At 67.4% G+C, this 25,385-nt stretch carries 20 protein-coding genes and 1 pseudogene; 9 read left to right on the top strand and 12 right to left on the bottom strand.

Going from position 1 to position 25,385, the window contains the following annotated elements; all coding sequences use genetic code 11:
• Positions 1–24: 24 nt before the first annotated feature.
• From LuPra_RS00885 to LuPra_RS00860, 6 genes are all read right to left on the bottom strand, one after another.
• The gene (locus LuPra_RS00885) at positions 25–600 is read right to left on the bottom strand and encodes a VOC family protein (protein WP_110174452.1); all 576 of its coding nucleotides are present in this window, start codon (positions 598–600) and stop codon (positions 25–27) included.
• Between the two features lie 140 nt (positions 601–740).
• Positions 741–2,480, bottom strand: a complete 1,740-nt coding sequence (locus LuPra_RS00880) for a GH39 family glycosyl hydrolase (protein ID WP_234800661.1) — start codon at positions 2,478–2,480, stop codon at positions 741–743.
• A gap of 3 nt (positions 2,481–2,483) precedes the next feature.
• Entirely contained in the window at positions 2,484–4,130 is a 1,647-nt protein-coding gene (locus LuPra_RS00875; protein ID WP_110169017.1) for an amidohydrolase, read from the bottom strand.
• A 137-nt stretch (positions 4,131–4,267) separates the two neighbouring features.
• Positions 4,268–5,587 (bottom strand): DUF1593 domain-containing protein, encoded by a 1,320-nt coding sequence (locus tag LuPra_RS00870; RefSeq protein ID WP_110169016.1) that lies wholly within the window; start codon positions 5,585–5,587, stop codon positions 4,268–4,270.
• 27 nt (positions 5,588–5,614) lie between these two features.
• On the bottom strand, positions 5,615–9,124 hold the full coding sequence (locus LuPra_RS00865) for a TonB-dependent receptor (protein ID WP_110169015.1): 3,510 nt from the start codon (positions 9,122–9,124) through the stop codon (positions 5,615–5,617).
• A gap of 92 nt (positions 9,125–9,216) precedes the next feature.
• On the bottom strand, positions 9,217–10,437 hold the full coding sequence (locus tag LuPra_RS00860) for an ROK family transcriptional regulator (RefSeq protein WP_110169014.1): 1,221 nt from the start codon (positions 10,435–10,437) through the stop codon (positions 9,217–9,219).
• 314 nt (positions 10,438–10,751) lie between these two features.
• Here LuPra_RS00860 and LuPra_RS00855 point away from each other — a divergent pair, with 314 nt between their 5' ends.
• Complete coding sequence (locus LuPra_RS00855) at positions 10,752–11,783, top strand: YncE family protein (RefSeq protein ID WP_110169013.1); 1,032 nt, start codon at positions 10,752–10,754, stop codon at positions 11,781–11,783.
• 12 nt (positions 11,784–11,795) lie between these two features.
• Here LuPra_RS00855 and LuPra_RS00850 read toward each other — a convergent pair whose 3' ends face one another.
• Genes LuPra_RS00850 through LuPra_RS00845 form a run of 3 tightly spaced genes read right to left on the bottom strand, consistent with a single transcriptional unit; the run spans position 11,796 to position 13,132 of the window.
• Entirely contained in the window at positions 11,796–12,350 is a 555-nt protein-coding gene (locus LuPra_RS00850) for a hypothetical protein (RefSeq protein ID WP_110169012.1), read from the bottom strand.
• A gap of 30 nt (positions 12,351–12,380) precedes the next feature.
• The gene (locus LuPra_RS31455) at positions 12,381–12,584 is read right to left on the bottom strand and encodes a hypothetical protein (RefSeq protein WP_157898586.1); all 204 of its coding nucleotides are present in this window, start codon (positions 12,582–12,584) and stop codon (positions 12,381–12,383) included.
• Positions 12,581–13,132 carry a hypothetical protein gene (locus tag LuPra_RS00845; RefSeq protein ID WP_110169011.1) on the bottom strand — a complete coding sequence of 184 codons (552 nt, stop codon included), beginning with the start codon at positions 13,130–13,132 and terminating at the stop codon, positions 12,581–12,583. Before LuPra_RS00845 ends, LuPra_RS31455 begins: the two co-directional genes overlap by 4 nt.
• A 169-nt stretch (positions 13,133–13,301) precedes the next feature.
• Between LuPra_RS00845 and LuPra_RS00840 the strand changes: the two genes are divergently transcribed.
• A complete protein-coding gene (locus LuPra_RS00840; protein WP_110169010.1) occupies positions 13,302–15,716 on the top strand; it encodes an ABC transporter permease in 2,415 nt (804 codons plus the stop codon).
• A gap of 117 nt (positions 15,717–15,833) precedes the next feature.
• Here LuPra_RS00840 and LuPra_RS00835 read toward each other — a convergent pair whose 3' ends face one another.
• Genes LuPra_RS00835 through LuPra_RS00825 form a run of 3 tightly spaced genes read right to left on the bottom strand, consistent with a single transcriptional unit; the run spans position 15,834 to position 17,751 of the window.
• Positions 15,834–16,403, bottom strand: a complete 570-nt coding sequence (locus tag LuPra_RS00835; protein ID WP_110169009.1) for a zf-HC2 domain-containing protein — start codon at positions 16,401–16,403, stop codon at positions 15,834–15,836.
• The gene (locus LuPra_RS00830; RefSeq protein WP_110169008.1) at positions 16,400–16,978 is read right to left on the bottom strand and encodes an RNA polymerase sigma factor; all 579 of its coding nucleotides are present in this window, start codon (positions 16,976–16,978) and stop codon (positions 16,400–16,402) included. Before LuPra_RS00830 ends, LuPra_RS00835 begins: the two co-directional genes overlap by 4 nt.
• Before the next feature lie 14 nt (positions 16,979–16,992).
• Complete coding sequence (locus LuPra_RS00825) at positions 16,993–17,751, bottom strand: oxygen-binding di-iron domain-containing protein (RefSeq protein ID WP_110169007.1); 759 nt, start codon at positions 17,749–17,751, stop codon at positions 16,993–16,995.
• A gap of 118 nt (positions 17,752–17,869) precedes the next feature.
• On the opposite strand from LuPra_RS00825, the gene LuPra_RS00820 reads away from it, so the two are divergent.
• The 7 genes and pseudogenes from LuPra_RS00820 (at position 17,870) to LuPra_RS00795 (ending at position 25,308) form a co-directional block, all read left to right on the top strand.
• Positions 17,870–19,258, top strand: coding sequence for a cytochrome P450 (locus LuPra_RS00820; RefSeq protein ID WP_110169006.1), 1,389 nt, complete (start codon positions 17,870–17,872; stop codon positions 19,256–19,258).
• A 9-nt stretch (positions 19,259–19,267) separates the two neighbouring features.
• Positions 19,268–20,440 carry an alpha/beta hydrolase gene (locus tag LuPra_RS00815; RefSeq protein ID WP_110169005.1) on the top strand — a complete coding sequence of 391 codons (1,173 nt, stop codon included), beginning with the start codon at positions 19,268–19,270 and terminating at the stop codon, positions 20,438–20,440.
• 23 nt (positions 20,441–20,463) lie between these two features.
• Positions 20,464–21,486: an MBL fold metallo-hydrolase gene (locus tag LuPra_RS00810; RefSeq protein ID WP_110169004.1), complete on the top strand. Its 1,023-nt coding sequence runs from the start codon at positions 20,464–20,466 to the stop codon at positions 21,484–21,486.
• A gap of 50 nt (positions 21,487–21,536) precedes the next feature.
• Positions 21,537–22,028, top strand: coding sequence for a transcription elongation factor GreB (greB, locus tag LuPra_RS00805; RefSeq protein ID WP_110169003.1), 492 nt, complete (start codon positions 21,537–21,539; stop codon positions 22,026–22,028).
• A 2-nt stretch (positions 22,029–22,030) separates the two neighbouring features.
• Positions 22,031–22,897: pseudogene (locus LuPra_RS34205) on the top strand (DNA glycosylase AlkZ-like family protein); the annotation flags it as partial.
• Positions 22,898–23,224: 327 nt separating this feature from the next.
• Positions 23,225–23,668, top strand: a complete 444-nt coding sequence (locus LuPra_RS34200; RefSeq protein ID WP_234800989.1) for an SRPBCC family protein — start codon at positions 23,225–23,227, stop codon at positions 23,666–23,668.
• 224 nt (positions 23,669–23,892) lie between these two features.
• Positions 23,893–25,308: a sulfatase family protein gene (locus LuPra_RS00795; protein WP_157898583.1), complete on the top strand. Its 1,416-nt coding sequence runs from the start codon at positions 23,893–23,895 to the stop codon at positions 25,306–25,308.
• Positions 25,309–25,385 lie beyond the last annotated feature (77 nt).

Genomic DNA, 25,385 nt, shown 5'->3' with positions numbered 1-25,385 from the left:
GGATCGCAATCGAGGCCGCCGGGCTCAGCCCGGAGTCGCGACCTTCTCCATGGAGTCCAGGCGAGGCCGGGACGTCATCAACGCCTCGATCGCATCGGCGAGGTGCTCGTCGGTGATGTGATGGTCGCCGCGCTCGACGCGCAGTAACTGCGCCTTCATCAGCACGTCGACGTCGCGAAAGCCTGCGGGCGTCTCGAACTTGTAGCACGCGAGCTCGACCTTCAGGCCGTTCGGATCGCGAAGGTAGATGGAGTCCATGAAGCCGCGATCGCGCTGGATGAAGTCGATGCCCCGCGCGCCAAGGCGCGCGGGCGCCTGCTGGAACGTCGCCCTCGACACGTTGAAGGCGATGTGCTCGACGCAACCCACCTCTCGCGGCGCGTCCCGTCCGGCGTCTTCGCGGGACTCGTTCGTGAAGACGGTCAGCAGCCGGCCATCACCCGGATCGAAGTACAGATGGTTCTCGTCCGGCTTGCCGAGGTTGGGCTGCTCCATGACGAACGGCATGCCGAGCGCGCCCTGCCAGAAGTCGATGGCGCTCTGCTTGGTCGATCCGACGATGGTGATGTGATGAACGCCCTGCACCTGCACCTTGTTCACGACGGACTCCTCTGACGTGACCCATTGGCCGGGCTCGGCCACCTCTTGGCGCTGCGCGCTTCGGTGCCCAAGGAGAGCCGGCCCTACCCTCAGCGGCCCTACCTCACCGTAGCGACACCGAGGATAGCCGACCTCGCCACCTACCAGGTCAGTTTGACGAAGGAGACGCTCTTGCGGGGCAACTCGAAGGTCTCGATGACCCGACCCTCGGGGCCGACCGTCACCTGGCGGGCGGGCCGCAGGGGTTGCAGCGCGCTGGCCTGCTCCAGCTCCGCGTACTGCGCCGCCGTCGGCTTCTGCGGCGAGCCCATCGTCAGCCATGCCGCGTACGAGTTGCTGTGGGTATCGTCGATCCGCATGTGGGTCACGGAGGCTCGTCCGGCGGGCAGGCCGTCAACGGTGAGCGTCACCGCTGCAGGTGGCGCCGGCAGGTCGTCGTCGTGATAGTTCCAGATCAGGACGGTGGCCGACCGCGCGGACCGTGCCGCGAGCGCCGAGATGTCGGGAGCGTCGCGGACACCGTTGTCGCGAATCTCGTCCACCGTCAGCCCGGCCGAGCTCACGGCCTTCACGCGATCGCCAGACATCTGGCCAAGCATCCGGAAGGTGTTCAGCACCGGCTTGGTGATGCCGTTGGTCGCCAGGTCACGGAAGCCGTCGAAGTAGGGCTGATCCTCGAACAGGAACGCCCACGTGACGGCGCCGAGCAGGTTCACGCCGTGGCGGTCGGCCAGCTCGTAGGTGCGGGCGATTTGCAGCGCGGTGTAGGTCGGGAACATCGCGCCGTTCCGGTACCCGTTGTGCGGATAGTGGCTCACGCCACACGCCGCGCAACCCTCGGGATCCGACTCGCCGATCACGATCGGCGTCCTGGCATACATGGGGAACTCGCCGACGACGGCAAAGTGCGCATCGATGCTGCGAAGGTGGTTCGCGACGCCCATGCGCACCCGGTTGTCGACAAACGTCGGGCTGCCCTTGGCGTGGAAGGTGATGACGTCGACCGGCGTGCCGGTCCGTCCGGTGGCGTGGTTGGTTCCAGACGATGTGTGCTGCAGGAAGGTGCGGAGCATGCCCTGCGCACCGCCGGTCACCTCCGGGCCGCCGATCCGTGCCGTCGGCAATGCCCGGCGCACGCCTTCCACCGCGAAGTCGTAGAGCCTGTTGAACTCGTCGCGCCGCGTCTGCGACTTCTCCGCCGCCAACGGATCGCCGGGACGGCTCGGCCCAACCGACCCGCTCCAGTAGCCGATGTCCGGTTCGTTCCAGACCTCGAACCACCAGCTCCCGACCTCCTCGCGCCCGTACTTCTGCACGAGATGCCGCGTCACCTCGAAACAGAGCGCCTCCCACTTCCGGTAGTCCTTCGGCGCGTATGTCCATCCGGTGTAGATGTCGTTGTACGAATCACCCGGCTTCCAGAAGTGCCGGTAAGGCAGGCCCGGCGGCGCCGATGTTAGCGCCTCGGGCATGAAGCCGAGTTGTACGAACGGCTTCATCCCGCGCGCCCTGTAGGTGTCCACGATGCGATCGAGGATCGTCCAGTCGTGGACGGGACGGCCCTGGCTGTCCTCGGTATAGACGTTGGTCGATCCCCACTTCAGCGCGGGACGGCCATCGCCAGACGTCAACAGGTTGTGGACGCGCATGAACACGGCGACCGGACTGAGCTCCTGCAGCGCGGACAGCAGCTTCGTGCCGTTGGGCGTGTAGGTGTAGTTCGGCTCGTCGTGGCCGAACCATGCCCACAAGGGATGCATCGGCCCGATCGGTGCGGTCGTGTCGACGGCAATCGTCACCGGATCGTTACGCGATGCCTGCCTCGGGGCCAGGCCGACGACCATCAGGCCGAGACACGCGACTGCCAGCATGCGACACATCGATCACCTCTCGCCGGCAGACGACCCGGACGAGTTCCGTTCGTGGACAATCCGGCCGCCGACGATGGTCATCACGCTGGTCGTGCCCGGCAATGCAGCCGGCGGCACCGCGAAGATGTCCTGCGAGAGGACGGCGAGGTCGGCGAGCTTGCCCACTTCCAATGTTCCTTTGGTCGATTCCTGGCCTTCGGCGAAGGCGGCGCCGGCGGTGTAGGCACGCAGTGCCTGCTCGAGCGTCAGCGCCTCAGACGGCTGGATGGCGTTGATCGTCGCAAACATCATGTTGAGGAAGGGATTGAGCGGTCCATCCGATCCGAGCGCGAAGGGGATGCCAGCGGCGACGAGCGACTTCACTGTCGCCGTGCGTCTTCTCGTGTCGCCTCGGAAGCGGGTGTTGATCACGTCCGGGATCATGAAGTGCGACGGGTTCTGCACCACCACCACACCCAGCCGACGCACGCGTTCGTACTGGTCGGGACCGAGCAGGTCGCCATGCTCGATCCGTGGCCGCAGCGGGCGCCAGGCCTCGCCGCCCGTGCGATCGAGCGCGTCGAGCACCGCATCGATGGCGGCGTCGCCAGCGGCATGCACCATGGGTTGCGCGCCCGCATCACGCGCGCGCTGGAGGAACCGGCGCAATTGTTCTGGCGCGAAGTTGGCACGCCCCCGCGTGTCCCAATCCGCGTAGGGCTCTCGCAGCCACATGCCCCGCTCGACAGGCGTGCCATCGAACACGAGCTTCGTTCCTGTAATCGTCAGCCGGCCCGCCGGGCGAGCCGGGGCCGGAGGCGATGGTTCCGGACCCAGCGGAAAGTCGATCAGGCGAACCCGAATGGGGAGTGTGGCGGAGGCGAGCAGCGCCGGGGCTCGCTCGACTGACACCGTCGACATCATGGCCTGGGCCGTCGTGATGCCGAAACCCGCCGCTTCTTTTGTGAACGCGGCGAACGCCGCTCGCTGTTCGTCGTCGGTGACGGTGTCGGCAAGCTGCCTGCGCAAGCGGAACTCGGCATACTCCTGCGCGAACCCGGACAGCGTCGTCGTGCCCGGCATGCGCCTGAACGAACCTCCCAGCGGATCGGCCTCGTCGTCGCGCACGCCGAGCCGCCGCAGCGCGGCAGTGTTGAACAGCGTCCCGTGGCCGGTCCACGCCACGAGGATCACGGGATGGTCGGCTGAGACGGCGTCGACGGCGAAGCGCGTCGCGCCCGGGTCATCGAGAACGGCTCCGCCGATTTCGCCCGAAATCCAGCTGTCGCGGGGAGCGCGAGCGACGGCAGCCTTGATGCGCTCGAGGACCTCGGGAAGAGTCGGATCGTGCTCGATGACTGACGGTCCGCGCAGTTCCTCCATCCGCGGCTGGGCCCCGGGATGCGTGTGCGCGTCGTTCAGCCCTGGGATTACGCGCTGCCCATGCAGGTCGATGACCCTGGTCGCGCTGCCTGCCATTGCTCGCACAGCCTCCGACGAGCCGACCGCGGAGATCCGCTCGCCCGTGATGGCGAGAGCCTCGGCCGACGGCTGCGCACTGGCGCCGGTGAAGATACGGCCGTTGATGAGCACGAGGTCGGGTGACGGCGGCGGCGGCGCACAGGCCACGAGGACGAGGACCGGTGCGGACAGAGCGAATGCCAGTGAGGCGTGGGTCATATGTGACAGGACCGGCCTTGTCGAGAACTGCCTGATTGAGGCCCTCACTCTGCTACCAGGATTACCCAGCGTCAAGCACTCCGTCCGAGAGCGCCCTCTGCCAGGGGCCTCGACTCGCGCGCCGCGTCCGAGACTGCTTACCTTTGGCTTGGTCCGGACGCCTTCGTGCGTAGCAGGCGGTCCGCGAAGTCGCGAAGGAACTCCTCACGCCAGCGGTTCACGGACCGGGCGCCCGCGTGGACGCCTTCGGCAGCCGAGGGATCGGGTTCGTCGGTCCACCAGTGCGGATGACGCGTGGAACGTCGGCGCGTGCGCTCGAGAGCAGGAAGGACTGCCGAGAACTGCCCGGCCTTTCCGTTGAGTGCGGGCACGTCGCTCTCGATCGCGTACGGCCACACTTTCGCGTCGCGCGGCGAGAACCGGAACCGCACTACGTTCCCTTCGCGCTGGCCGTCGACACGAATGCGTCGGTCGACGATCATCCGCGCCGAGTGCCGGGCCGTCATGCCGTCCGGGATCGGCAGGGCGAACTCCACCACGCCGAAGGCCTCGGCGACGTCCGATGCGGTCGTCAGGCGATTGAATACGGTCTTGCGTCCCGCCCACACGGGCACGAACTGGCCGCCCCAGCCTGGCCTGGAGGGATCCTCGAGCGCATTGCGCAGCAGGTATCCGACCGATGGACTGTCGCCCATCTTGATCGTGCCGTCGAGCAGCGTCGCGAAGTAGTCGCCGAGCGCGCCCCGGCCGGCGACATGCGCTGCCACGAAGGAGCGGTTGCCCCAGTCGCCAGTCTGGGTGCCGCCCACGAACCAGCCGCGATAGGTCGAGTTGGCCTCGATCATCCAGAGGGTCGGGTGGTGCTGCTCGATGTAGTCGAACGCATCCACGCTCCACATCTTGTTCGGCCCGCCAATGAAGTACACGCGGAGCTTCGGCAGGATGTCCGGGGCGTCGTGCAGGGCCTGTGCGACGTCCTCGAGCCCACCCCAGACGAGGATGTACAACGGCCGTGGATCGTCGCGCCTCGCCTGCTTGGCGATCCACGCCGACCCCGCCGTCGCGCCAGCGACGCCGGAGCCCTGCACCCGGTCGAGCGCGCCCTGGGTCGCCATCCGACGCAACTGCTCCGGCTCGGGATAGGTTGCGGCGTGTGTCCTCAATCGTGGGTAATCGGACGCGTACGTGTCGATCACGGCCAGGATGTGTTCGTGTCGTCCAGGCCCGTACGGCGACGAGATGAGGCCCTCGAGGTCGACGACGTCTGCATACAGCAACAGGTGCACCATCGACTGGAAGTCGTCGGGATCGGTGCCCCCGATGTCGGTCGAGACGATGACGCGTGGTCGTGTCACCGCGGCGCCGCCTGGCACGACGGCGCCGGAGATGACCGCGAGCGCGGCCAACGCCGCGATGGTGACGCGAAGAAACGGCCAGGGCAGTTCTCGCGTCGTCATCAACGGCGTCGTCGCAGAACGGATCGATCAGAACACGAAGCGCAGGCCGAGCTGGATCTCACGGCCAGAGGCGTCGGTGCGCTTGCGCGTCACCTGGCCGAACGTCCCGCCGCCGAACGTCGTGTCCGGCTGGTCCCACACGTTGTGATTGAGCGCGTTGTAGGCCTCGGCGCGCGCCTCGAGACGATAATGGCCGATCGGGAACGACTTGGTGAGTGTCATGTCGACAAACCACGCGCCCGGGCCGTTCAGCCCGTCGTAGAACACCGGGTTGGTGCGCGGCGTGAAGGCAGGCTGCGTGGCGAACTTGGTCGTGTCGAACCAGAGGGCGCGGGACGGATCGTCCAGCGTCGGGTCGCCGCTGACGGCGTTGGCGTTCGTGAAAAGCACCGGGCGGCCCGAGTACGCCCGCAGCGAGGTCGTGTACTGCCAGCCGCCGATGATGTAGTCGACAAGCAGCGGCGCGTCGGCAAGATACGCGCGATCACGTCCCACCGGCAGTTGCCATGTCAGCGCCGCCGTCAGGCGATGTTCAGGCAACGCCGGATTGGCTGGCTGCCACTCCCAGCCTTCCTGTCCGCTGGTGGTCATCACCTGATACTGCTCGACGTCGCCCAGCCAATTCTGGATGCGATCACGCTGGAACGCGTAGGCGACAAGGAAGCTGACGCCGTGGCTGAACGGATGCTGCGCGCGCACTTCGTAGCTGTGCGTGGTCATCGTGCGGCCGCCGTTGGTGTTGGTCTGCGTGATCGCGCCGTACTGCGGATAGGGCACGAGCAGGCTGCCGAGGGTGACCGTCGCGTTGTTGCGCAATGGGCCCGGGAACGTCTCGGGCGTCAGGTAGTTGCGGAAGGGATTGGTGACCTGCGCGTTCAGCGCCGCGCCCTGCTCGTAGGTGAACGCGGGATCGCGCATGTTCAGGTTGACGGTGTACGGCACGCGCGTCCCGTAATTGAAGAAGTACGAGCCCTCGAGGACCGTGCCGCCCCACACTTCCTTCTGGAACGACAGGTTGAGGCGGTCGTTGATCTGCGGCCGGAGCGCGTACTGGTCGTAGCTGACCGCGCCGCCCAGCCCGGTATAGCGGCCGAGGGCCTGTCCCGTCGGCTCCTGCACGGGGTTGTTGGCCGGGAACGGATTTGCGAGCAGTTGCTGCGGCTGGCCGTTGGAGAGCCCGAGCGACGTGGTGGTCTGCGCGTAGCCGGTGTACTGGCTGACGAAGTCGCCGAGCGTATCGCGGACGTTGCTGATCGGCATCATGAAGCGCGCGTACGCGAAGCGCAGCACCGCGTCGTCGCCGATGCGGTAGTTGATGCCGAAGCGCGGCATGAAGTTGGCCCACGCCGTGTCCCAGGCGCGCGGGCTCTGCTCGGTGGCGAACTGCCAGGCGCCGTTGTAGGTCCAGCCGTATCCCTTGCTGGCCATCAACTGTGCCGCGTTGGACGGCATCGCCGGCGGCGTCGACTGCATCTCCGGGATGGGCTGAGTGAGGTCGAGCCCCTGCGACAGGCGATTGTCGGGATCGGTGGCGCCCGTCTCGTATTCCCAGCGAACGCCGAGATTGACCGTCAAGCGGTCGCTGACCCGCCAGTCGTCCTGCAGGTAAGCCGAATAGCCGCGCAGGTTCGTCGTCTGCAGTGGCACCAGCCGCGCCGACGTCTGGTTGTCGAGCGCGCCGAGCAGGAAGGTCGCCCACTGGTTGCCGCTGGTGGCCACCAGCGGCGAGTCGGAGCTGTTGGCCGTCAGCGTCGAGTTGAAGACGAGGTTGATCGGCTCGAATCGCGCCGCTTCGCCGAAGTAGGCACGCGTCTCGCCGCCCCACTTCAGGTTGTGCGTGCCGGCGTACCAGTTCATGCGGGCCGACAGGTTCCAGGCATCGGGGTGCTGATACCACTCGCGGCCCTGCCGGCCGAGTCGGTTGCCGGTGCCGGTGCCGGTGCCGGACGTGACGTCGAGCGCCGGGTAGTACACGTAGCCGCTGTTGTAGAGCGACGAGTACCAGTTGTTCGACCAGTAATTGTTGAGGCCCTCTTCTCCGAGCAGCAGCGACGGATTGTAGAACTCGTCGACCATGTTGTAGTAGCTGCCGCGCACGTTCAGCGTGGTGTTCTTCGACATCACCCACACCGCGTCGCCCGCCAGGCTCATGCCGTCACGGTTGCTGCCGGAGAGCGGGAAGAACCCCGCGCCCGAGCTGATCGGGTTCTCCTGGTAGAGGTCGGCCTTGAAGACGCCGACGCGCGCGAACACCTTGACGGCGTCGGTGACCGTCATGTCGACGCGCTGCGAGAAGTTCCAGTAGTTGACTTTCTCGTCGACGCTGCCCTGCCAGTTGTCGACGTTGCCTGCGAGGTTGGGCAACGGAATGGCCGCAAGCATCTTGACGGCCACGGGATCGAAAAGGGACGAGGGGATCACGTTGCCGGGGAACGGCGAACGGATGACGCGTCCGTTGGCGGGATCGAGCGAAGAGGTGAACGGGTTGTAGATGGTCCGGATGGCGCCGTTCAGCGCCGAGCGGCTGAAGTCGCCGCCGCGCTCGAGTTCAGTCGGCACGGTGCGGACGATCGACAGCGGGCGGCTGTCGTCCCACTGCTCGAAGGACGTGAACGAGAACAGCCGGTTCTTCAGGATGGGCCCGCCGAGGGTGCCGCCGTACATCTTCAGGTCACTACCGCGCAGCGGTGTGGCGCCGGGTGCGGTCACCAGCGTCGGGTCGGTACGTGCGTTCATCGATGGCGAGCGGAAGTTGGCGTAGGTCGAGCCGCGGAACACGTTGGTGCCCGATTTCATGTTCAGGCTGATGATGCCGCCGAGGCTGTTGCCGTTCTCGGCATCGACGCTGTTCTTGGAGATGGTGATTTGCTCGACCGCGTCCACGGCCGGCGTGTACGACGTCTTGTAGCTGGCGCCGAGTGGCACGCCGTCGAGCAGCACGTCGTTGGCGCGGCGCGTGCCGCCGCCGGCGTCGTAGTCGTTGGCGTATGCGTGGTGATACGGCCGGTTCTCGTTGGTGGCCGGAGAAACTACGACCGTCGGATCCAGTCCGGAGATGTTGTAAGGGTTGCGGCCCGGAATCGGCATCTGATCGAGCAGTTGCTGCTCCACCGTCAGCTGTGCGCTGCTGGTGTTGAACTGGACGGTGACCGGAGCCACCTCCACGGTGACGGTCTCGGTGACCGCCCCGAGCTCGAGCTGCAGGTCCACGGTCAGGTCGCCGCGTTGGGTCACCCTGACGGCGCGTTGTTGCACCGTCTTGAAGCCATCGAGGGCGGCGCCGACCGTGTAGACGCCCGGGTCCACGAAATCGAACAGGTAGTGACCGTTCCCGTCGCTGGTCCGCGACGCAACGACGCCGGTGGCGTCGTTGGTCAAGGTGACGGCGACACCGGGCAGGACAGCGGTGCTGTTGTCGCGCACGGTGCCCTGCACGCGAGCGCGGTAATCCTGGGCGGCGGCTGGCGCCGCCAGCGTGAACGCTAACGCGGCGGCGGCAAACACCAGCCAGCGAACTCCGGAACGGTATGTCGTCATGAGACCTCCTCGACGTGATCGGGCGGAACTGGGCGGGTGGATCGGGGGACACGTCCCCGCCCTGCGGGCATGGCTTGCGCCGTGGCCATGTCTCAGGCCACCACCGGCGCGGCAAAGGAGGGCGCGATGACGAGCGCCGCAGCGCCCTGCAACCGTGGATGCTCGGACGCCGCCACGGTGCGGATGTCGGTGGCGGCCGCCGCAGGCGTGAGGGCCCGCTCGCCCAGCGCAGACCGCACGATGCCCTCGATTAGGTCCCAGGCTTCCGTGATCTCGCCACCGATGACCACGAAGCCGGGGTTGAGCGCATTGATCACGGACGCGAGCCCGAGCCCGAGGTAGCGCGCGGTCGCGTGCAGGGACGCGAGAGCCTTGACGTCACCGCCGCGAGCGCAGACCACCAGGTCGCTCACGCTGAACGGGCGCTCCTCCGCTGGCTGCGGGCCGTAACGCGCCGGCCGGCCGAAGTAACGCGCCAATGTGGCGAGGTTCGACACGTAGGCCTCCCAGCAGCCGTTGGCGCCACACGAACAGCGGGGGCCGTCGAGCGACAGCGGCACGTGCCCGAACTCACCGGCAATGTTGTGGCTGCCGCGGAGTACCTCGCCACCCATGACCACGCCGACGCCGACGCCATCGGACACGCTCACGAACACGAGGTCGCCATGCACCGGTGACCGGCGCTCCCGGAGCGACCACCACTGGGCCAACGCGCACGCACGGCCGGAATTCTCGATCTGGACCGGCAGGCCCGTCGCCGTCGCGAGCGGGTCGCGGATGTCCACATCCCGCCAGCCGAGCGTCGGCGCGTGCAGCACGCGCATCGTCGTCCGTTCGACCATGCCCGGGACGATCACGCCGAGGCCCTCACAGCCGCCCACGTCGTTGAACTCGGCGAGCAGGGACGCGACGCGCCTGGCGATGGTGGCGACAAGGCGCTTCGGGTCGCGGGCCGATCGCACGGCGACCACCGGACTGATCGGGTGCCCGTTCAGATCCATCAGCTGCAGGAACGTCTCGGTCGCGCGGATGTCCACTGCCGCCACCGAGCGGCGGCGCGCGTTGATCGAGAGGTACAACGGGCGGCGTCCGCGCATCGTCTTCGTGGCGGGCTGCTCCACGACGAGCCGCTGCGCCAGCAGGTCGTTGACGATGAGCGTCACGGCGGCGCGGCTGACGCCCATCGCACGCGCGAGGTCGGCACGCGAGATCGGCTGGCGCTCGCGGACGAGGCTCAGCACGATACGGCTGTTGATCTCGCGGCTGGTGCCGCGAGTGGCGACCTGGAAGCGGTCCGGGTTGATCCGGCGCATGGCCCTCCACCGACGTCGGTCGGGTTCAATTGTTTGTTCGTTTGACAAAATAGGCCCGAGCCGTCGTCGCGTCAAGATGTTTTCGCCCAACGACCCTTTGTCCGTCGGTCGAGTGTTGGGCGTAGCTGCCGACCTTGGTCGGCAGGACAATGCGTCAGCGGCGGCCCACGCGTCAGCGGCGAGCAAGCTCGACGCCTACGTCATTCGTAATTGCCGGACAGAATCCGGCCGCCACTCATATCGTGAGATAGGCTTCGCCTGGCCCGGTACACTGACATCTGCCGTGCCGATCAGCCGCACGCGAGGAGACGCCGATGCCCATGTCCGCCCCGTCGTTCCGTTGTGCGAAGCGCCTCGTGTCCCTGGGCCTCACGCTGGCATTCGTCGGTGTTCCTGCGGCGCGCGCGCAGGTGGCAGGGCTCACGGGGACGCTCGTGGTCACCAACAAGACACCGTCCACCGCGACCATCGTCGACGTCGCATCGGGGCGTACGCTCGCCACGCTGCCGACGGGCACCACGCCTCACGAGATCGCCCTCTCGTCGGACGGCGCGCTCGCGGTGACCACCGATTACGGCGGCGCACGACGCACGCTCACGGTGATCGATGTGCCCGGCCTGCGTGTCGCGCGTACGGTCGATCTCGGCGAGCACCGGGCGCCGCACGGCATCGCTTTCCTGCCAGGCGATCGCGTGGTCGCGGTCACCTGCGAGCAGACTCGTGACGTCGTGCTGGTCGACGTTGTCGGGGGCGTCGTCCGCCACGCGGTCTCAACGGAGGCCGGTCGCTCGCACATGATTGGCGTCACCGCCGACGGCACACGCGGCTACACGGGCAACATGGGCGATCACACCGTGTCGGAGCTCGACCTCACCACGCATCGCTTCGTACGGAGCTTTCCCGTGCCGACGGTGCCCGAGGCGATCAACGTCACGCCTGATGGCAAGGAAGTGTGGGTCGGGAGCAATCAGACCGGGCAGGTCAGCGTGCTCGATCCAGCCACCGGCACGGTCACCAGGGCCGCCGAAGGCTTGAAGTGGCCCTATCGCATGCTCTTCACGCCGGACGGCCGGCAGGTCATCGTCCCCGATCCGACGCTGAACGAAGTGCATTTCATCGACCGGGCGGCTCGCAAGGAGATAGGAACACTCACCCTGCCCGGTGCGCCGCAGGGCGTCGCGATCAGCCCGAACGGGCGTCACGTGTTCCAGTCGCTGAGTGCCGAGGGGCGGGTCGCGATCATCGATCCGGCGAAGCGAACCGTGGTCGGCCATCTCGCGGTTGGCGAGACTCCCGATGGTGTCGCCTACACCACGCGAGTCGTCGCGAAAGGCGCCCGTCAGTAACGGGTGACCAGGTTACGCGAGCACCTGCCGGCCTCGAGGCGAGAGCCGGTAGCCGACCTCGAGGCTTTCGGTGAGGCCGAGTGCCTTCAGTTGCCGGACACGGCGCTTGAAGGTCGGGAGTTCCTCGTTCACCTGCGCGGCCAGCACGCGCGAGACGACAGCCGGCTGGTCAGCGATCAGTTGCAGGTAGGGTTGCGTCCACGACGCGTCCGAAGCGGCGTCAGTCCTGGCGAGGCGTGCAGCGATGACGGCGAGTTCGTCCTGCACTGGAAGATGCTCGCGCAACTCGATTCTTGGGTCGTCGCCGACAAGGCGCAACTCGATCCGGATCAACGTGCCGTCGCCAGCGATGGATGCCCTCAGTGACTCCGCGGTCATGCCGGTCCGTCGAATGTCGTCTGCGGTGATGTCGCCGTTCTCGATCACGGCCACGCGATCGAGCGAGAGGACGCCGACGGGCGAGAGGAGCGTGGACCCATCGACGGGCGGCGACTTGCGCCAGCGCCGGAATGCGAGAGTGACACGGCCCTCGGCGATACCCTGCAGGATGTCCGCGCGGAACAGCATGCGTCCCTCTCTCGCCGAAATCGTTCCTCGTTACTGTGGAGCGAGTGCCGGAATCGAGAGCACCGACGCATGAATGTCGAGCGCGCGCTTCGCGCCGATCAACGCGACGGCAGACTCGGCAGCGGCTTCTGCCGCCGGGTCCCACGGGCCGGCATGTGCGGTCTGCGCGGGCACCGGCGAGGAGCTGGTGCAGAGGCACATCGCGACGATCAATGCAGTGGCGTCCCGTCTCACCGATCTTGGATAGGGAGGTCTTCGAAGGGCTGCATCTTCATCAGGGCGAGGGTTGCTTTCCGAACCTCGGGCGGAGGCGCGGGAAACTTCATCCACATCAGCTTGGTGGCACCCCCGAGAATACCCTCGGCCGCGCCCGAACTGGCGATGGGTGTTCCCTTCTCGTCCCTCAAGACCTGGTACTTCTTCCCCGATGCCTCGTCGATCACGTAGATGCTGTCGAAGAACACCTCGATGACTTGTATCTGCGTACCCTGACTGCGCAGCCGTACGAGTGCCGTGAGCACATTGCCTTTGCGCCGGAACTCCGTCACGTCTGCGACGACGCCATCCCAGTCGGTCAGGTGTGATGCCAAGGCATCGGACGGTGTTTCGGGTGGCGGAGTGACGGCGACGCGCGCAGTGGACGTCGGACCTGGCGCAGCCGCTGGCGTCGCAGCCGGCGCAGTTGTCGCCGCCTCGGCGGCCTTGGGCGCACCTGTATCCCGTTGGCACGCGGCCACGAGAAGCGGGAGGGCGAGCGCGAGCGGCCACGCAACAGCACGCATCTCTGTGTCCTTCCGATAAGAACGATACGCTCGTCCAGGCCACTTGCTGGCGACGGACGCGCGGCTTGGCACTGGCGCTGACGAGGACGTCAGTCTCCCACAACGGTTCTCACCGGTCGAGCTCGTCAGCAGCGTCTCACTTTGTCAACCTTTTGCCCGCCGCCGCGTAATGACCCGAACTGGAGGCACGGTGCTCGAGGGCATCTGGAGAGACTTCGCGTATGCCTGGCGGCGCCACCGCCGGCACCCGGCGCTCGCACTGGCCATCGGCGCGACACTGGCGTTGGCCATTGGCCTCAACGCGAGCGTGTTCGTCATTTACGAAGCGGTCGCCCTGCGTCCGTGGGCAGTGCCGGGCGCGGACCACCTCGTCAACATCTACACCTCACCGCCGGACCGGCCGCGAGGCTCTGCAGCGATTGGCGCGTCGCTTGCGCACGTCCGTTTACTCGACGCCGACGCGACGCTGCTCGACGGCGTGGCCGCCACCCGCGAGCTGTCGCTGCAATTTGCCGACGGCGACGAGGCACCGGCTTCACCCGCGCAAATGGTGACGGGCAATTTCTTCCGCGTGCTGACGGTGGACATGGCGCGCGGCCGCGGCTTCCTCCCCGAGGAGGACGTGCCTTCGTCCCCGCAGGCGGTCGTCGTCCTCAGCCACCGCACGTGGCAGCGTCGGTTCGGTGGCAACGAAGGGATCGTGGGCACCTGTGTACGGCTCGACAGCGTGCCGTTCACGGTTGTCGGCGTCGCGCCGCCGGGCTTCGGGGGAACGAGCGACCGGGAGGCGTCGGCATGGGTGCCCTTCGCCTCCCTGCAGCTGCTGCGCCCGCTCGACAAGTCTGTCGGACCACTGCTCGTCGCGCCGGCCTGGTGCTGCTCGTCGGTATTCGGCCGGCTTCGTCCCGGCGTCACCGCGGGCCGGGCGGCCGCCCAACTCGAGTCCGTCTCCGCAACCTTCGCGCGCCAGCACGGGCTGGAGGCCCAGGGCATCGCGCTCACCGACACCGCATTGCTGTCGCACCCGGGATTCTGGGACAAGGCGTCGCTCGTGTTCGGCCTCCTGCAGGCAGCGATGCTGATCGTGCTGCTGGTGGCCTGTGGCAACGTCGGCAACCTGCTGCTGGCGCGCGCGGTGGAGCGGCAGCACGAGATCGGCACGCGACTGTCTCTCGGGGCCACACGGGCGCGGCTGGTCAGGCAACTGCTCGTCGAGAGCGTCGTGCCAGCGGCGGCCGGTGGTGCCCTCGGGCTGGCGGTGGCGCAGGTGGCCCCTGCGTGGCTCTTCAGCCAGATGATGGACACGGCGCCGAACATCCAGCTGACGCCTGGCGTCGCAAGCATCGCCTTCACCATGGTGGCGACGGTCGGCTCGGTGTTCGCGTTCGGCCTGGCGCCGGCCCTGCACGCGACCCGGCCCGACCTGACATCGGCCCTGCGCAATCGGGCGTGGGGTCCGCGGCTGCGGCTGCGCGGCGTACTCCTGGCCGCACAGGTCGCCGGCTGCGTCGTGATGCTGGTCTGCGCCGCGCTCATGCTCCGCGGCATCCAGGCGGTGAGCGGCACCGATCCCGGCTTCCGTGTCGAGGGCATCGACCTGATGCAGTTCGACGTCCCGGCCAGTGCGTACGGCGAGGCGCAGGTCGGCGCCCTCGTGCAGACGCTGCGCGCCTGGCAGCGGGCGGGGTCGGTGAACGCGGCGCTCACGCGCACGCCGCCGCTCGCCAATGCCCGCTATTCCACGAGCGTACGGCGGCAGGACGAACCTGTGGAGGCCGATCGTTCGACCGACGTCCACCAGGTAGACCCGGGCTACTTTGCCGTCCTCGGCATGCCGCTCGTCGCCGGACGCCTGTTTCCGACCTCCGGGAGCGACGAGGCCGTCCTCGTCAACGAGACGTTCGCACGGCGGTGGCTCGGCGGATCGGGCGCGGTCGGAACAGCGATCGTCCTCGGCGGCAAGAACGTGCGGGGAGTGGTCGGCGTCGTTCGCGACGCGCACTTGCGACGCCTCGACGCCGTGGATCCCGTCGTGTTCGAGCCGCTGTCGCCGACAACCGTGCCTCGGCTTCTCCTGCCGTCGACGCCCGGTCTGGCGGGCTCGGTCGTCGCGGCGGTTCAGCACCTCGACTCGCGCATCCGCGTCCGCACGACCCCGATGCAGGAGGTCGTGTACCGACACCTCGACGAGGCACGGCTCGCGAGCCGCCTCGCCGCGACGCTGGGCCTTGTCGCCCTGGTCCTCGCGATTCTCGGTGTCTCGGGCGTCTGCGGCTATCTCGTCCGGCAGCGGACGCGCGAGATCGGGATCCGCGTAGCGCTTGGAGCCACGCCCTCGCATGTCCTGTCCGTGGTGCTTGGCACCGTCGCACGCGCGACCTCGTGGGGGCTGGGTGTCGGAGCCCTGGTCGCCGTCGTCATCGCCAACGCCGCGATCACGGCAGTCCCCGGCGTGCGGGTCGACGACGCGACGGCGTATCTCGGTGCAGCGACGGCCCTGGTGCTGGGCGGTCTGGCGGCGGCCTACGTGCCGGCTCGTCGGGCGCTCGGTCTCGACCCGTCGCGCGCGCTGAGAGAGGAGTAGGCGGCGGGGCTGGCCGGGCTCGGCCACCTTCGCGCTGCGCGCTCCGGCGCCCAAGGAGAGCCGGCCCTACCATCGTCGCGAGATCCAGGGCCGTTCGCCGAACGCGGCCGACCGCGATCACCGGTGCAGCGATCCGCCGTGGACGAGTGTGTAGCTACCGACCTCACGCTCCTTGCCGGCGTCGACCGCGGTGAGGAGAATCTCCACGTTCACGACCGGCAGGTGACGGATCGACTTGGCCGGCAGGGTGTAGATGACCTCGCCGTCGGCACTGGGGACGATCTGACCGCTGACCCGGACCAGCTCGGTGCCGGCTGCGCGTTCCGACAGCGTGAACTCCGTGGCGCTTCCGAAGTCACCCCGCAGCCGCAGCACCATCAGCTCATCGTCTGCCCACACCGCGCACGGGACGATGGCACCGGGTGAGAGCGCGAAGGTGCGTACGCGTACGCCCTCGCGCGCCAGTCGATTCAGGACGTCGTCAGTCACGAATCCGCCGACGTCCGCCGATCGCAGCGCCGGTGGAATCGCGCGGACGACAGCATCGAACTCCGCTGCCCGCGCACCGCAGTCGGCGCACGCGAAGAGGTGTTCCTCGATCGCCGCAGCGTCGGCCGCGGCCAGTTCGCCGGCCGCGTAGTCGGTCAGCTCGACGAGTCCGATTCGATCGCATCCCGGAATCGTCATCGTCGCGCGCCTCCCAGCACGCAATCTCGCAGGCGAGCCATCGCCCGATGCCGGATTACACGAACCGCACCCGGCGACACCCCGAGATCCTTCGCGATCCGTGGCGCTTCATGGTGCGCGTAAAACGTGAGCACCACGACCAGCCGGTCCCGCTCGGCGAGTGCGCGCAAGCACGCCGCCATGCGCGGTGCGTCAAGTGTGGCACTGGACGACGGTGCCGTCTCCACGCGGGTATCCATGAATCGCGCTGCCAGTGCTTCCCTCCGCTGGGCAACCCGGCGTTCGGCCTGAGCCATCATCCGGCTCGTACCCAGGATGAACGACCCGATTTCTTCGGGCCGGCGCACCTCACCCGCGCGCAGCCGTTCGATCGTGAGCAGCAGGACGTCCTGCGCGAGATCGTCGGCGGCCGCGTCGTTGTGCAGGTGACGACGGCCGTACAACCGCACGCGCGGTGCGAAGCGCCGGTACAGTTCGCCCTCCTCGGTGTCGGTCGATCCCTGTGGACCGCCCGCGATTCGGCGCGCGAGCGCTTCGTCGCTGACGGCCTCGAGGGTGGCGCGCGTGTCCGGCATCAGCCGGACAGTACTCAGGCGACGACCGGGGCGTCAACACCGGCCGGCACGGCGCCCAGGCGCCGCTGCAGCACGTCGGCGGCTGCTCGCAGCGCCGCCCCACCGTCGCCGACAAACGTCGACCCATGCATCGCGGCGAGCACCTTGGGCTGCAGGTCGGCGAGTTCGTTGAGGCGGCGTCGCGTATTGGGGGTCAGCGGCACGTAGTCCATCAGCACCGGATGCTGCTGGTACGCCGCGATGGCGGCATCCCAACGGCCCAGGACGTCGGTGGACGTCACCGGTTCGACATCGCCGATCTGGTGGAACAGGTCGGAGCACAGGAGGACGCCCGAGTTCTCCTCGAACAGCACGCCGGCATCCCACCCGTGCGGCAGGTGCGGGGTCGGCACGAAGCGGTACCGATGCCGGCCGGTGTCGATCACCTCGTCCTTCGTGAGGCCGCGCGGTGGGCGGTTGGCGAAGTCGTCGATGTTGACGGCCGCGCCCACCTGGCTGCAGACCGCCTGCGCGCGTGGTGCGACGGCGAGCCATTCGTTGAGTGCGCCGCACTCGTCCACCTCGAAGTGGCTCCAGCTGATCCAGCGCAGATCGGCCGGGTCGATCAGCGTGGCGATCGCCTCGCGGACTTCCGGGAACATCCGCCGCATGCCGGTGTGGAACAGCAGCGGCTCGTCATCCTTGATCAGGAAATGATTGAACTGCAGGTCGAACTGCGGCGCATAGATGGAGACTCGATACAAGTCCGGTGCGATTTCGTCGATCTGGGCCATCGGCCACCTCCTGACGCGGCCCCTGTCGGCGCGTCCTGAGTGGAAGTGTCGCGATTGCGCCACGTGTTACGCGGAGGCCTGTCAGTAGTGAGGGTCGCGTGCCTATAATCGCGCCGAGGTGAGCAGCCGCCCCCTGCCTGCGTCGGCGTTTCCCCCGGGCCCACGCGGGTACCCGATCCTCGGTGTCCTTCCACATCTCCGCGCGGATCCGATCAGCACGTTTCTCGACGCCGCTAATCGCTACGGAGACATCGTCCACATGAGAGTCGGCCCCTATCGTGGCTTCCTCGTGTGCGATCCGGCCGGGATCAAGCATGTCCTTCAGGACAACCCGCGCAACTACCACAAGAGCCCGCTCTACGATCGCCTCAGGGACAATCTCGGCAACGGACTGCTGACGAGCGAGGACACGTCGTGGCTGCGGCAACGGCGTCTCGCCCAACCCGCGTTCCATCGGCAACGGCTGGTGGACATGGCGGACGTGATGGTCGGCTGCACGGAGCTGATGGTGGCGCGATGGGACGGGCTGGCCTCGCGCGGCGAGACGATCGACCTCGTCTCGGAGATGATGGCGTTGACCCAGGCGATCATCGTCCGGACGATGTTCAGCACCGATCTCGGCGCGGCCGCCGAGATCGTCAACCGCACGTGGCCGATCATCAATCGCCGCATCGGCGAGACGTTCTGGTCGACGAAGCTGGAAACGGCGCTACCGCTTGCCGCGAATCGCCGCTTCTGGCGCGCCTTGCGCGAGCTGGACGCGGTCGTCTATCGAATCATTGCCGAGCGGCGGCAGGCCCGGCGCGAGCAAGCGGACCTGCTTTCCATGCTGCTGTCGGCACGCGACGAGGAGACCGGCACCGGCATGACGGACCGTCAGCTGCGCGACGAGGTCGTGACCATGCTGCTGGCCGGGCACGAGACGACGTCGCTGGCGCTGTCGTGGACGTACTACCTGCTGTCGCAGCATCCACTCGTCGAGGCACGCCTCGTGGACGAAGTGGATCGCGTCGTCGGAGACATGCGGCTCGGGTTCGCGCACATCGATCGCCTGAGCTTCACGCGCTGCGTCATCGAGGAGTCCCTGCGGCTCTATCCGCCTGCATGGGGCTTCTCGCGGCGAGCGCTCGGCGACGACGACGTGTGCGGCTATCACCTCCCGCGCGGCTTCCTCGTGTTCATGATCCCGTTCGTGGTCCATCGCAGGCCGGCTCTGTGGCCGGATCCGGATCGATTCGATCCAGACCGATTCACACCGGAACAGGTGTCGGCGCGACCACGATTCTCCTATCTGCCCTTCGGTGGCGGGCCGCGGGGTTGTATCGGCAACCAGTTCGCGATGACCGAGGCCGTGCTGATCGTCGCGGCCATTGCCCAGCGCTATCGCATCGAGCTCGTACCAGGTCAGGAGATCCGGCCCGAGCCGCTGATCACGCTGCGGCCAGCGCCGAGTGTCCGTGCGATCGTCAGCAGGCGGCACGCGCGTGACGAACGCTCGGCTGGTTGAGGGCTCCCAATGCGCATCTCGCTCAACCGACGATCGGTGACGCCACATTCGGCCGCGATGCGGCTCGCGCTCGCGTCGGCCGTCGCCCTCGCGTGCCCCGCCAGCGGCCAGACGCCACCGACACTGGTCTCCCCCGAGATCGGCGTCGATCGCGCGGTCACGTTCAGGCTCTGGGCGCCCAGTGCCTCGGCGGTGGAGCTCTCGGGGAACTGGATGGGAGCGCGGCCGCCGGCACCGCTGGCAAAAGGGGCGGACGGCGTCTGGACGGTGACCATCCCGCCTCTCGAGCCCAACATTTATTCCTACGGCTTCATCGTCGAGGGCATTCGTACCGCCGACCCGTCGTGTCGCTGCACGTTCGCGTCGGCCGGCCGGTTCGTCGACAGCGTGCTGCGCATTCCTGGCGACACGCCCCGCGCGTGGGAGGCGCAGAACAGTCCGGCGGGAACGCTGCACCACGAGCGTTTTCGCTCGGCCCGCCAGCAGCGCACGCGCCAGTTCGTAGTGTACACGCCGCCAGGCTACGAGCCGGCGGGAACGCGTCGTTATCCGGTGCTGGTGCTGCTGCCCGGGACACCAGGCGACGAGAACGACTGGACGAGCGGCGGAGGATTCGCCGAGGTCATGTTCGACAACCTGATCGCGCGCGGCGAGATGGTGCCGATGTTCGTCGTCATGCATGCGTCCGACGCGCTGGACCGCCCCGGCGGACGCCGATCCGACCAGAACCTCCAGGAGTTCGAGGTGATTCTCGTCGACGAAGTCCTCCCGTTGCTCCGGGCACGCTATCGCGTCGACCCACAACCGGAATCCTGGGCGATTGCCGGCCTGTCGCTTGGTGGAGAGTTCGGCATGCACGTGGGCCTCAAGCACCCCGAGATCTTCCGAAGCATCGGGTCGCTCAGCGGCTCGCTGGTCCAGAACTCGTTCGACTCACGCTTCGTACCGTGGTTCACGACACCTGAAGCTCGCCGTGGTGCTTACAGCCTGATCTGGCTGGGTTGCGGGTCGGAGGACGTGTTCCTCGACGGCACGAAGGCCTTCGCCGCACGGCTGGAGGCCGCAGGCATCAAGCATGTGTTCCGGCAGTTGAACGGCCCGCACAGCCTGGCGGTCGCGCGGCTGGAGCTCGCCGAACTGCTGCCGCTGCTGTTCAAGCCACCCGCGGCGCCGCGGCGCTAGTTGGCAAGCACTGGAGGTACCCGATGTCGCGCCTGTCCTGGCTCACTGTGGCCGCTGCCTTGCTCGTGTGCGACATTTGCGACCCGCGATCTGCGATCGCCGGCCCGGTCGCGGATGTCGCTTCGGTGCAAGCGGCACGGGCGTCGCAGGTCAAGGTCACGATGCTCTCGACCATGCTCGTCGGCAACGAGAATGCCGGCGTGGGCGAATGGGGGTTCGCCGCGATCCTCGACGTGGACGGCCGCCGGTTGCTCGTCGACACGGGGGCACGTGCCGAGACGGTGCTGAAGAACGCCATCGAGCTGAACGTGGACCTCGCCTCGATCACGGACCTGGCGATCACGCATAACCACGCCGACCACACCGGCGGACTGCTGGTGCTGCGTCGCGAGTTGGCGAAACGGAACCCGCAGGCCCTGTCGCGCGTGCACGTGCCGAAGGGCATCTTCTACCCGCGGCCAGGCCCCGATGGACGGGAGGGCAATGGCCTGCTTCCACTGAAGGCACAGTACGAGGCCACGGGTGGCGTGTTCATCGAGCATGCCGGCCCCGCGGTGCTGATGCCCGGTGTGACGATGCTCGGTCCCGTGCCTCGGGTGCACCCGGAACGGAACTGGGGCGCTCCTCGAGGAGGGCCTGCTGGTCGTGTGGAGACGCCCGACGGCGTCGTCGAGGACACTGTCCCCGAGGACACCTCGATTGTCGTCGACACCGCGGACGGGCTGGTGCTGATCAGCGGCTGCGGGCACGCCGGCATCATCAACACCATGGAGTACGCGCGCACAGCGGTCAGGGCAGCACCGGTCGTCGCCACGATCGGCGGCTTCCACCTGTTTGCCGCCACGGCCGAGACCCTGGCGTGGACCGCCGGCAAGATGAAGGCGCTGGGTCTTCAGCACCTGCTCGGCGCACACTGCACGGGGATCGAAGCCGTGTACCAGTTGCGGCAACTCGTCGGGCTCACGCGCGCGACCGCCGCCGTGGCCGGCGTGGGTGCGACCTACACGCACGGCGTGGGCATCGACCCGACCGCTTTGGCGCGCTGACGTCCTCGCATCGTCGTGTCGCCAGTAGCCGCGATGATCAATGTGTCCGCATGACTGACGACGTCAAGAACTACATCTCGCCTGCCGGGTACCGTCAACTGCAGGAGGAGCTTGCGCGGCTGTGGAAGGTCGAGCGGCCGCCTGTCGTCACGACCGTGGCGTGGGCCGCAGGCAATGGCGATCGCTCCGAGAACGGCGACTACATCTACGGCAAGAAGCGACTAAGGGAGATCGATCGCCGCATTCGCTACCTGTCGAAGAGTCTCGATCGCGCCGTGGTGGTCGACAACTCGGGCAAGGCGCACGACCGCGTGCATTTCGGCGCGACAGTGACGTTCGAGTACGAGGAGACCGGCGAGCAACGCGAAGTCACCATCGTCGGCGTGGACGAGATCGAAGCCGGCGACAGTCGCGTGTCATGGCGATCACCTTTGGCCAAGGCACTGTTGACGGCCAAGGTCGGAGATACGGTGACGGTGCTCGCCCCGCGGGGGCCCGAGAAGCTCGAGATCATCTCGGTGCGCTACGACGACCTGCGTTAGCCATGGTAGAGAGATCGAACCGGCTGCAGCTGACGCGGACGCAGATCCTCGCCTTCCGGCGATCCGTGCAGGCGCTCGACACACGTTTGCCGCATGAGCCGTCAGCGCTTCGGCACGCGGCGTGGGCAGGCCTGCAGGACAGCATGCCGCGCGCCGCGTCGCTCTCCATCCATGCGCGCGTCGAGGGCACGACGTCGACAACGTGGGAAGCGCCGTCCCTCGTGCAGTTGTGGGGACCCCGCTACAGTGCCTACATCGTCGATGCAGGCGATGCGCCGGCCTTCACGCTCGGGCGGCTGCCGGACGCGGGCTCGACCCGGCGCGTGGCCGAGGCACTGGCCGACCGGCTGGCACGCACGCTGGGAGACGACCGCGTGGCGCATGATGCTGCGGGGCGGGCTCTCGGTGAGCCGCCGAACCGGCTGCGGTACGCCACCCTCACGGGCCGCGTGCGCATGCGATGGGACGGCGCCAGGCAGCCGAAGATCTGGATGGTGCCACCGCCCGTGATCGGCGCGGGCGAGGCACGCCGCGAACTCGCCCGGCGCTACGTGCATTTCTTCGGGCCGGCAACGCCCGAGGCGTTCGCCGCATGGGCCGGCATTGCGCCGCGATCAGGTACGGCAGCCTTCGACGAGCTTGGCGCGTCCCTGGTGGCCGTCCGTACGCCGAGCGGCGACGGGTCGATCCTTGCGTCGGATGAGCCGCTGTTTCGGCGCCGACCTGGTGCCGTGGCGCCCGCGCGACTCTTGCCGAGTGGCGATGCGTACTTCCTCTTCCAGCGTCCCGAGGAACGCGCGCTGCTGGTGGAGAATGCAGCGCACCGCGGTGGTCTCTGGACGTCGCGCGTCTGGCCGGGCGCCTTGCTGGTCCGCGGTCGAGATCGCCGGCACGTGGCGTCGATCGGAAAGGACCGTGTCCGTGCAGCCTTGGCGGCGCCTCTCCCAATCGGAACGAGCGGCGGTCGAAGAAGAGGTGGCAACGCTGCCTCTTCCCGGCATCCGCTGCGCAGTGTCGACGAGCTGGGTCGAATGAGCGGCGACCGCGAAGCTCTTCATCTTCCGCGCATTCCTCACGAGAAACGCCAGGAACGTGCGCCGATGATTCCTGCGACGATACTCGGTCTAGGGATCAGAAAGAACGGCACCACCGTGCCATTGCGACGAGGCCACTCGGCCGACGAAAAGGAGCAGATGATGCCGAACAGTGTTCAGTTCCACCGTGTCCTGCGAGCGACGCCCGACCGGGTCTACCGCGCATTCCTCGACCCCGAAGCCACGGTCAAGTGGCTGCCGCCCCACGGCTTCACCGGTAAGGTGCACCACATGGATGCGCGGGTGGGCGGCTCGTACAAGATGTCGTTCACGAACTTCACCTCGGGCAAGAGTCACTCGTTCGGTGGCGAGTACCGAGAGCTGGTGCCTCCCGAACTCCTGCGCTGGACGGATCGGTTCGACGATCCGAACCTGCCGGGCGAAATGACGGTGACGGTGCGGCTGAAGGCGGTCTCTGTCGGAACCGAGGTGCACATCGTTCAGGACGGCATTCCCGACGTCATCCCGGCGGAGGCGTGTGTCCTTGGTTGGCAGGAGTCACTCACGCTGCTGGCGCAGTTGGTGGAGGCCGCGGTTCCGGGCTAGGCAGCGCCCGGGCTGTCCCAGCTTTGCGTCAGGAGTCGCGAGGTCGTGGCCTGGCCCGCTGGAACAGCGGGCCGCTGCCAATCCGTAGCGAAAGGTAGAGCCGGGCTGTCCCAGCCCGGCGGTGCGTGGGAGTTACCCCCTCGCGGAGTACGCCTGCGGGGTCGACGCACGTGGCGCGGCGGGACCGCGTTGGACATATGCTTTTGCACACCCGGAGGCCTGGGATGCTCACGACACGAACGATTCGTACGCCGTTGGTCTGGCTGCCGTCTGCATTGCTGCTGATGTGGCCGCTCCTCCTGACCGACTCGTCGGCGGAGCAGGCCCCGGCGGCGCGATCCGAGCGCCCGCCAAACATCATCATGTACCTTGCCGACGACATCGGTAGGGAGGCGGTCAACAGCTACGGCGGGACCTCGTACAAGACTCCCAACATCGATCGGCTTGCTGCTGACGGTATGCGGTTCACTCGCGCGTATTCCACCGCGCTCTGCACGCCCACTCGCGTGCAACTTCTTACCGGCCAGTACAACTTCAGGAACTACGACCACTTCGGCTACTTCGACACGAGCCTCCGCACAATCGCGAATTACCTGCAAGCGGCCGGTTACACCACCGCAATGGCGGGCAAATGGCAGTTCGGCGGCAGCTTCCAGACTCCGCACCTGATCGGTTTCAATGAGTACTTGATCTGGCAGCTCGAGTCTCCGGATTTCTGGAACCGTTACAAGAACCCGATCCTGACGCGAAATGGCGAGCCAGCCAAACAGCACCCGGGTGCGTACGGTCCCGACATGGTCAAGGAATTTGTCTTTGACTTCATGCAGCGGAATCGCGAGCGACCGTTCTTCGTGTACTACGCCGAGCACCTCACACACGATCCGTTCCAGCCGCCCCCTGGCCATCCCGACTACGAGAGCCATGACGAAACCAAAGTGAACGACGAGAAGTATTTCGGCGCCATGGTCAGCCATCTGGACAAGAACGTCGGTGAGCTGATGACAACGCTCGACAAGCTTGGACTACGGGAAAACACGCTGGTGCTGTTCATGGGCGACAACGGCACGGACGTTCGCGTCACGTCGATGATGAACGGTCGCCCCGTCCAGGGCGACAAGTGGGGATCGACGGACGCGTCCAATCATGTGCCCTTCATCGCGCATTGGAAGGGCACCATCGCACCCGCTCAGGTGCGCGACGACCTGGTCGATGTCAGCGATCTGTTTCCCACGATGCTGGACGCCGGCCGGAGCACGATTCTGAACGTCCAGAGCGACGGCGTCAGCCTGTATCCGACGCTGACCAGGGGATCACCTTCTCCACGGAGGTGGATCTTCACGGACTTCTATCGCGGCCGGACATCCGGACCCAACACCGTGCGCGAGGGCAGGCCTCACCGCTATGCGCACGACGGGCGTTTCAAGTTGTACGCCGACGGCCGGTTCTTCGACTATCTTGCGGATCCGACTGAGAAGAATCCGCTTTCGGAAAGCGGGCTTTCTCTGGAAGCGCGTTCTGCACTTCAGGCGCTTCGGGAGGCCATGACGAGCATGGAGGCTGAAGTCAAGGCATCCGAGGCTCGGCGGAAGGAAGGGCCCCCGCCACAGCGCGGTTCCGGGACAGGGGGCCGGCCCGAATGATGGGCCCGCCGGCAGAGGAGAAGGACCTGGCTGGCGCAGCTGGTCGAGGCCGCGATTCCGGACCAGGTAGCGTCGGG

Origin of the sequence: Luteitalea pratensis, assembly GCF_001618865.1 — a bacterium.
GTDB classification, from domain to species: domain Bacteria; phylum Acidobacteriota; class Vicinamibacteria; order Vicinamibacterales; family Vicinamibacteraceae; genus Luteitalea; species Luteitalea pratensis.
The sequence above is the reverse complement of the archived record's forward strand: the minus strand, read 5'-3'. Positions and strand labels throughout refer to the sequence as shown.

Coding starts and splice junctions, on each gene's coding strand:
- LuPra_RS34200 (WP_234800989.1), top strand. CDS start 23,225: ATGCCGAACAGTGTTCAGTTCCACCGTGTCCTGCGAGCGACGCCCGAC.
- LuPra_RS00795 (WP_157898583.1), top strand. CDS start 23,893: ATGCTCACGACACGAACGATTCGTACGCCGTTGGTCTGGCTGCCGTCT.
- LuPra_RS00835 (WP_110169009.1), bottom strand. CDS start 16,403: ATGACGATTCCGGGATGCGATCGAATCGGACTCGTCGAGCTGACCGAC.
- greB (WP_110169003.1), top strand. CDS start 21,537: ATGACTGACGACGTCAAGAACTACATCTCGCCTGCCGGGTACCGTCAA.
- LuPra_RS00880 (WP_234800661.1), bottom strand. CDS start 2,480: ATGTGTCGCATGCTGGCAGTCGCGTGTCTCGGCCTGATGGTCGTCGGC.
- LuPra_RS00830 (WP_110169008.1), bottom strand. CDS start 16,978: ATGCCGGACACGCGCGCCACCCTCGAGGCCGTCAGCGACGAAGCGCTC.
- LuPra_RS00825 (WP_110169007.1), bottom strand. CDS start 17,751: ATGGCCCAGATCGACGAAATCGCACCGGACTTGTATCGAGTCTCCATC.
- LuPra_RS00840 (WP_110169010.1), top strand. CDS start 13,302: ATGACCCGAACTGGAGGCACGGTGCTCGAGGGCATCTGGAGAGACTTC.
- LuPra_RS00845 (WP_110169011.1), bottom strand. CDS start 13,132: ATGCGTGCTGTTGCGTGGCCGCTCGCGCTCGCCCTCCCGCTTCTCGTG.
- LuPra_RS00860 (WP_110169014.1), bottom strand. CDS start 10,437: ATGCGCCGGATCAACCCGGACCGCTTCCAGGTCGCCACTCGCGGCACC.
- LuPra_RS00810 (WP_110169004.1), top strand. CDS start 20,464: ATGTCGCGCCTGTCCTGGCTCACTGTGGCCGCTGCCTTGCTCGTGTGC.
- LuPra_RS00850 (WP_110169012.1), bottom strand. CDS start 12,350: ATGCTGTTCCGCGCGGACATCCTGCAGGGTATCGCCGAGGGCCGTGTC.
- LuPra_RS00815 (WP_110169005.1), top strand. CDS start 19,268: ATGCGCATCTCGCTCAACCGACGATCGGTGACGCCACATTCGGCCGCG.
- LuPra_RS00865 (WP_110169015.1), bottom strand. CDS start 9,124: ATGACGACATACCGTTCCGGAGTTCGCTGGCTGGTGTTTGCCGCCGCC.
- LuPra_RS00855 (WP_110169013.1), top strand. CDS start 10,752: ATGCCCATGTCCGCCCCGTCGTTCCGTTGTGCGAAGCGCCTCGTGTCC.
- LuPra_RS00870 (WP_110169016.1), bottom strand. CDS start 5,587: ATGACGACGCGAGAACTGCCCTGGCCGTTTCTTCGCGTCACCATCGCG.
- LuPra_RS00875 (WP_110169017.1), bottom strand. CDS start 4,130: ATGACCCACGCCTCACTGGCATTCGCTCTGTCCGCACCGGTCCTCGTC.